Genomic DNA, 6,967 nt, shown 5'->3' with positions numbered 1-6,967 from the left:
TTTCCGCTCACCACTCGATACCAGACGCACTGCTTCCAGCTTGAACTCGCGCGTGAACTGCCTTCGCTTCTCGGCCATGGTCACCTCCTGCCCGTAACCTACGGGCTTATCTTGGTGTCCACCAAGCCGGGGCAATCCTAGCCGAAGGCGCTGGGCTCCTGCACGCTGCCGGAGTGTGTCTCGCCCGCCGAGGGCCCCCTCCCCCCGGCCCCCTGCCCCCGCTTCGCGGAGGAGGGGGAGAACCCATTTCCAGCATAGGTCGAGCGCCGCGCGCGAAACTGTCCCGACGACAACCCCCTCCCCCGAAGTTGGGGAGGGGTCGACCGCCGTTGCGAGGAACGAGCAAAAGGCGGTCGGGGGAGAGGGCCCCCCGTCGCGTAGCGACGGGCCTCTTACACCCGAACCGCCCGCGTGCACCTTGTCCGCCCGGCCCGTCCGCACCCCCCGGACGCGGAACAGCCCGCAACCACACGAATGCAGTTGCAGGCTATTCCCTATTCCCTGTTCCCTATTCCCTGCAGGGCTCAGACGTTCTCGCTGCCCGGATCGCCCATGGCGCGCGAGTCGGTGTTGCCCTGCGTGCTTCCGCCGGACATCCCCGTCCCGCCCGACATCCCGGAACCGCCCTGCGTCCCGGAGCCCGCCTGCATCCCCGTCCGCGACGAGTCACCGCCCATGCGCGACGGCTCACCGCCCTGGCGGCCGCCGCCCAGATTGGTGACGGCGTTGCGCACGGCGCCCATGAAGCCGCCGCCCGTTCCGCCGCCGCGGCCCTGGCTCATCCGCCCGCCGCCCATGCCGCCGCCGGCCGACCAGCCGCCCCGCCCGCGCGGGTTGCCGGGCTCGGAGATGTCGCCCACCGTCTCGGCGAAGCGCTGCTGGCCGGCGGGGCTGTCCACCTCCGTCGCCACGTCCGCCTGGGCGATGATGCCCACCAGGCGCCCTTCGCGGTCGGTGATGGGCACGCGGCGCACCTGCTCGCGCTCCATCACGCTCAGCACGTCGCGCAGGGAGTCGTTCTTGTTGCAGGTCTCCACCTGCGTGGTCATCACCTCCATCACCCGCGTGGCGTTGGCGTCCTTGCCCTCGGCCACGGCGCGGATGGCGATGTCGCGGTCCGTCAGCACGCCGCGCAGGCGCTTGCTGGTCTCGCTCTCCACGACGGGGATGATGCCCACGTCCAGGTCGCGCATCTTGCGCGCGGCGTCGGCCAGCGACGTCTCGGGCGTCACGCACTCGGGGTTGTCGGTCATCACGTCCGCGGCGCGCATGCGGCGCAGCTCGTCGCCCTGCGTGCTGCCCGTCATCCCCGATCCGCCCAGGGTGGATCCGCCGAAGTTGCTGCCGCCGTACGAGCGGTCCGTGTCCGACGCGCCGCCGCCGGTCCATCCGCCGCCGTAGCCGCCGTAGTTCTGCCCGCCGCCGCCGTAGCCCCCGCCCGTGTACCCGGCGCCGCCGTAGCCGCCCTGCGATCCGCCGTATCCGCCGGTGGACCCGCCGTAGCCGTAGCCCCCGCCACCGCGCACGTCGCGCCCGCCGCCGTAGCTGCCCTCGGAGCCCGTGCCGTAGCCCGAGAAGCCGCTGTCGGCGCCGTAGCCGCCGCCCTGGTTCTGGTTCGTGCCGCGGAAGCCCTGCCCGCCGCCGTAGCCGTAGCCGCCGTACGACCCGCCGCTGTTGTAGTCGTTGTCGTACGCGCCGCCGCCCGAGCCAAAGCCGCTGTGGCCGTTGTACGCCTGGCTGCCGCCGCCAAGGTTGGCGTCGCTGCCCATGCCGCCGTACTCGCTGCCGTAGCGGTTGCGGTTCATCCCCCCGCCGTACTGCCCGCCCCCGTAGCCGCCCTGGCCATAGCCGCCACCGCCGCTCCAGCGGTCCCGGCCCATGTCCTGTCCATAGCGTGCCATCTGCAACCCCTCCCGTTTGAGTGGACGACGCTCCGGCCCAAACCTGACCCCGCTTTGCCCGGGGCAAGGGCGGGCCTGCGGTTGCAAGATGGATACCCCCCACGCCGCGTTCCCGCGGCGTCAGCGGGGCTTTCGGCGCAGCAGGATCACGAGCCCCACGACGGCGATCGTCGCGAAGCTGAACCACTGGACGGCGTAGCTCAGGTGGTTGCCCTCCGACAGCTCCGGCAGGGGCTCCGCGAGGGGCGGCGACGGCGGATCGCTGGCCGAGGGCAGGCGCTGGAGGTACAGCGGGAGCACGGCGCCGGGGCTGCGCGCGCGCGCGGCGGCCAGGTCGATGCGGCGCCACGTGCTGTCCGCCCCCGCGCGGCCGGCGGCGGGCATGCCGCGGTCCGCGCTCTCCGTGAGGGGCCGCAGCACGCCCGTCACGCGCACAGGGCCGGAGGTCCGGAACGAGTCCGTGACGGCGGACGCGGCATCCGGGGCCGATATCCAGCCGCGGTTCACCATCACCACGCGTCCGTCCGCGAGGACGAGGGGGGAAACGAGGTGTACGCCGGGGCGCCCCTCGCGTCCGCGCGCGCGCAGCAGCATGTCGCCTGGGTGGTGGAACGTCCCTTCCGCCACCACGGGCCGCCAGTCGTACTTCGCGGGGTTGGCCGAGACGGCGGCGAAGGTGGCCGCGTCCAGCGTGAGCGGCGCCTGCCCCTGCGCCTGGCGGACGGCGGCGTTGCGCGCGCGCCGCTCCCCCAGCCGTTCCAGCTGCCAGAATCCCAGGCGCACGAACCCCGCCGCCATCGCCAGTACCAGCACCGCGGCCACCACGCCGCGCGTCGTCCGCTTCACGCCGAGCCCGATCCGTCCAGGGGGGAAACACGAGTCCGTTGTCGCCCCGTAATTTACGTCCCGCGCACGGAAACGGCGAACTGCATTCTCACGCAGAGCCGCGGAGGACGCAGAGTACCCCAGTCCACGCACGAACGGGGTACTCTGCGCCTCTGCGGCTCTGCGTGAGAAATCTTTTGGTCTTTCCCGGGGATGAAGATCGGGGCGCCGGCACGATGGCCGGCACCCCGATTCAGCTTCCGCGTGATCCGGAGATCAGATCGGCGCGGGAAGCGGATCACGGCCGTAGCCGCCGTACCCGCCGCCGCCCAGGTTCTCGTTCCGGGGCGGATACGAATCGGCATCGTGCAGCGGCATGCCGTCGTAGCCGTCGCGGCGGGGCTGCACGTAGCCCATGTCCTGCACGCGCACGTCCACCTCCATCTCCATCTCCATGTCGGTGTCCGTGTCCACGTAGCCCTGCGAGGCCCAGTCCATCTCCCGGGCCGGACCGCCGCGGCCAAAGAGGCGGCGGCCGCGACGACGGCGCACGGGCACCGTGTCGCCGCGCATCTCCAGCAGCTCGGCCTCCTGGCGGTTGGCCAGGTCCATCAGCCGGCGGGCGCGGCGCTCCCACGTGTGGGCGCGCTCCTCCCAGTGGTAGCCGTGCGCCCGCTCGCGGTCAAAGTCGGCGGCAAAGCGGCGGACGGCGGGCTGCGGCCCCTCGTCCTCGTCGTCGTCTCCGCCCGTGAGCAGGCCCAGCACCAGCCCCGCCGCGAACACGCCGCCGATGATGGGCCACGGGTTCTCGCGGGCCTTGCGGCGCACGGGCGCCATCACGTCCATCCGCTCCTGCAGGTTCTCCTTCTTGCGCAGGAGCGCACCCTCGATCTGGTCGATCGTCTCCGACATGCGGGCGCGCGTCTGCTCGATCTGCATGCGCGCCAGGTCCGGGTCGTCCGTCTGCGCGATGCCCGGCGACGAGGCGTGCGTGCGCTCCGGCAGCAGGTGGTCCGAGTCCACCACGGGCGCCGTGTCGCGGAGCATCGTATCGGGCACGCCGATCGTGGGATCGTCGTCCCGCGTAACGTTCAGGTCAGCCATGGGTCCTCCCGTTTAGCGAATCAGCCGGCCGATGACGAAGCCGGCGATCCCGGCGATGAGCAGGGTCTGGAGCGGCTGCTCCTGGAACCGCTGTTCGAAGCTCCTGCCCGCGTTCCCCGCCACCGTGGTCACGCGGCCGCGCACCTCCGCCACGCGGCTGGCGCCCGTGGGCGCGCCCGCGTACGCCTCGTCGGCGTACAGGCCCGTGCCCGACGCGCCGCCGTTGTCGCGGTTGAGCACGCCCTGCAGCCGGTTGCGCACGGCATCCACCCCGCCCGACACCCGCTCGCGCACCGTGTCGCTCGCATCCAGCACGCGCTCGCGCACGGTGTCCGTCGCGTCCAGCACGCGGTCCTTGGCCACGCCCGCCGCGTTGGACACCTTGTCGATGGGCCGCGCGTGGGCCTCGGCCCGCTCGCGCGCCGCGTCGACCTTGTCCAGCGCCGCGTTCTCGTCCTTGCCCAGCACGTCGCTCACCCAGCGAAAGTGCCGCTCCTCGTCCAGGGCGCAGGCGTCGATCACGCGCTTGATGTTCGTGGGCCACAGGTTGGCCTTGGCCGCGTACGCGTCGTACTTGCTGCGCACCTGCAGCTCGTTCTGCCGGAACGCCATCAGCGTCCCCCGGTCGCCCGCCAGGCCGCCCAGGCTCTGCAGGGCCAGCTTGAACGGCCCCGTGGCGTGCGGCTGGTTCATGGGCGTGCCGCCCAGCTCCGCGATGAGCTCGTTGAGCTCGCGGATGTGGCGCTCGTGGTCCCGCCGAAAGCCGGCGATCTGGCTTGCGTGATCGCGGTCGTCGAGCTTTTCCATCGCGATCTCGTACGCGCCCACGGCGTCATGGTCGAGCTGGAGCAGGTCGTTGAGACCTTCCAGGATCTCGGCCGTGGCCGGCGGCGCGGTCCCCCCGTCGAGGCGCGTCGTATCGGTGTCCACCGCTCCCTCCTTGGCGTGTCAGTGCTCCCGTTGCCTGCCCTGTCCCCCGCGCTCGCGGCGAACGTCACCCTGCGCGGACGGGGCTGGCAGGGTATGCACACACCGTTCCAGCGCCGTCGCTCCCGTTTTCCCGTGATTTTTCGGCGCCGATTCCGGATCGGAGGATCGTGCCGGCACGCGTATCTGCCGCGCGGCAAAGTGCTTGCACTGGGGTGACGCCGGCTCCTTTCGCGCGTCGGGAAGGATGCGGCGGCGCGAACCACCCAACCGGAGTGACGACACGATGAAGCTCGTACGCAGGACGGCGGTGCTGTCCCTGATGGCCGTGGCCTTGTCCGGGTGCGCCGGCATGGGGCTGGAGAGCGTGCTGCAGGCGCCCACCTTCCAGGTGGACCAGGGCCAGCAGGCGCAGCTTCGCCTGCTGGGCCCCAGCGCGCAGAACCCGCTGGGCGGCGCGGCCGTGCGGCTGTACGCCCGCGTGGGCAACCCCAACCCCGTGGGCCTCACGCTCACCCGCCTGGTGGGCCAGCTGCAGCTGCAGGGCACCAACGCGGCGCGCGTGGACTTTCCCCTGGGGCTGCCGCTGCAGGCGGGCGGCGAGGCGGTGGTGCCCATCGAGATCGCCATCAACTTCAACGACATCCCGGGCCTGGCGAACGTCGCCCGCAACGCGCTCACAGGCCAGCCCATCAGCTATTCGCTCAACGGCACCGTCGGCGTGGACGCGGGGCTTCTGGGCCAGCCCTCGTTCGGGCCGCTGAACCTGCTGGAAGGGAACCTGCGGGTGACGCGCTGACGGCAGGGAATAGGTGATAGGGAATAGGGAATAGCGGGCAACGGCTTCGGCGCGGCCCACCTCTCGCGGGGTGGGCCGCGCTTCATTTCTCGGGCGGATGTGGATCAATCCGTGCGTCGGTTTCCGCGATCCTGAACAGACCTTGAACAAATGCCGATGGATACGATCGAATCCTCATCCATCCCGCTCGACGTCGCGCTGCGGTCCGCGCGCGAACGGACAGCGGCGTTCCTGCGCGGACTGGACCCGGACGGGCGCATCGTCGTCTTCTGCCACTTCGACGCGGATGGGCTGGGCGCCGGCGCGCTCTTTGGGCGGGGGCTGCTGCGGATGGGGTTCCGCGACGTGCGCGTCGTCTTCTCCGAGCGCGGCGAGAACGCGTTCAGCGAGGGCGCGCGGAGCCGATTGGCGGCCCTGGAGCCCGCCGCGCTCGTCGTCACGGACCTGGGCGTGCAGTCCGCGGGCGTGCTCCCCGGCGTGCCCACGCTGTACGTGGACCATCACCGACCAGAGGGCGAGCCGGCGGATGCGACCGTCGTCCTGGGATACGGCTGGGAGCCCATCCCGGCCTCCGCGTGGCTCGCGTACGAGCTGCTGGCGCCCCTGGCGGACGTGTCGGACCTGGACTGGATCGCCGCCGTGGGCACCCTCAGCGACCTGGGCGACAAGGCGCCGTGGGACGCGCTGCCCGGCATCCGCAAGCGGTGGACGGCCAAGTGGCTGCGCGAGGCCGTCTCGCTCGTGAACGCCGCGCGCCGGGCCAGCGCCTTCGACATCGCCACGCCCCTGCGGATGCTGATGGAAGCGGATGGGCCACGCGCCATCTCCGAGGACGACGCGCTCGGCGCCGGCCGCCTGCGCGCCTACCGCGCGGAGGTGCAGGAGGAGCTGGCCATCGCCCGCAAGCAGGCGCCCCTCTTCTCCGCCGACCAGCCGTGGGCGCTGGTGCCGCTGGACAGCGGGTGCCAGATCCACCCGCTCATCGCGCAGCAGTGGCGCACGCGGCTGCCCAAGTTCGCCGTGATCGCGGCCAACCGCGGCTACCTGCCCGGCGTCGTGGCGTTCAGCGCGCGGACGTCGCGAAAGGATCTCGTGCTTCCCACGCTCCTGCGCGCCCCCGACATCGGCGCCGACGACGAGGCGAGCTTCGGCCGCGGCCACGACCAGGCCAGCGGCGGCCATCTTCCCGTCCCGCAGTTCAACCGCCTGACGACCGCGCTCGGCTTCGACCATCGCGCGCACGTCGAGTAGAACTGCATTCTCACGCAGAGCCGCGGAGGACGCAGAGTACTTCATCGCGCGATGACGGACTCCGCTCCTCCGCGTGCCTCGCCGCCGCGCAACCTGTGATGGAGTTGTTCAACCTCCCCCAGGGGGTATTGGGGGAGGTGGGCGAGTTTTACGAGCCCGG

General features: G+C 71.8%; 6 protein-coding genes. 2 read left to right on the top strand and 4 right to left on the bottom strand.

Annotated features, from left to right (window positions below):
• Positions 1 to 524: 524 nt before the first annotated feature.
• From VFZ20_RS24275 to VFZ20_RS24260, 4 genes are all read right to left on the bottom strand, one after another.
• Complete coding sequence (locus tag VFZ20_RS24275) at positions 525 to 1,901, bottom strand: CBS domain-containing protein (protein ID WP_329686543.1); 1,377 nt, start codon at positions 1,899 to 1,901, stop codon at positions 525 to 527.
• 120 nt (positions 1,902 to 2,021) lie between these two features.
• Positions 2,022 to 2,747 carry an SURF1 family protein gene (locus VFZ20_RS24270; protein ID WP_329686542.1) on the bottom strand — a complete coding sequence of 242 codons (726 nt, stop codon included), beginning with the start codon at positions 2,745 to 2,747 and terminating at the stop codon, positions 2,022 to 2,024.
• 255 nt (positions 2,748 to 3,002) lie between these two features.
• Positions 3,003 to 3,830 carry a hypothetical protein gene (locus VFZ20_RS24265; RefSeq protein WP_329686541.1) on the bottom strand — a complete coding sequence of 276 codons (828 nt, stop codon included), beginning with the start codon at positions 3,828 to 3,830 and terminating at the stop codon, positions 3,003 to 3,005.
• 12 nt (positions 3,831 to 3,842) lie between these two features.
• Entirely contained in the window at positions 3,843 to 4,760 is a 918-nt protein-coding gene (locus VFZ20_RS24260; RefSeq protein WP_329686540.1) for a DUF2383 domain-containing protein, read from the bottom strand.
• 283 nt (positions 4,761 to 5,043) lie between these two features.
• Here VFZ20_RS24260 and VFZ20_RS24255 point away from each other — a divergent pair, with 283 nt between their 5' ends.
• Positions 5,044 to 5,556 carry an LEA type 2 family protein gene (locus VFZ20_RS24255; protein ID WP_329686539.1) on the top strand — a complete coding sequence of 171 codons (513 nt, stop codon included), beginning with the start codon at positions 5,044 to 5,046 and terminating at the stop codon, positions 5,554 to 5,556.
• A 156-nt stretch (positions 5,557 to 5,712) separates the two neighbouring features.
• Positions 5,713 to 6,807: a hypothetical protein gene (locus tag VFZ20_RS24250; RefSeq protein ID WP_329686538.1), complete on the top strand. Its 1,095-nt coding sequence runs from the start codon at positions 5,713 to 5,715 to the stop codon at positions 6,805 to 6,807.
• The last annotated feature ends 160 nt before the right edge of the window (positions 6,808 to 6,967 follow it).

Source organism: Longimicrobium sp., from assembly GCF_036280135.1.
Taxonomy (GTDB): Bacteria; Gemmatimonadota; Gemmatimonadetes; order Longimicrobiales; family Longimicrobiaceae; genus Longimicrobium.
Note: the sequence above shows the minus strand (reverse complement) of the source record. Positions and strands in the feature narration are given on the sequence as shown.

Excerpts from the sequence above, each read along its gene's own strand:
- VFZ20_RS24275 (WP_329686543.1), bottom strand. The coding sequence starts at position 1,901 with ATGGCACGCTATGGACAGGACATGGGCCGGGACCGCTGGAGCGGCGGT.
- VFZ20_RS24265 (WP_329686541.1), bottom strand. The coding sequence starts at position 3,830 with ATGGCTGACCTGAACGTTACGCGGGACGACGATCCCACGATCGGCGTG.
- VFZ20_RS24255 (WP_329686539.1), top strand. The coding sequence starts at position 5,044 with ATGAAGCTCGTACGCAGGACGGCGGTGCTGTCCCTGATGGCCGTGGCC.
- VFZ20_RS24250 (WP_329686538.1), top strand. The coding sequence starts at position 5,713 with ATGGATACGATCGAATCCTCATCCATCCCGCTCGACGTCGCGCTGCGG.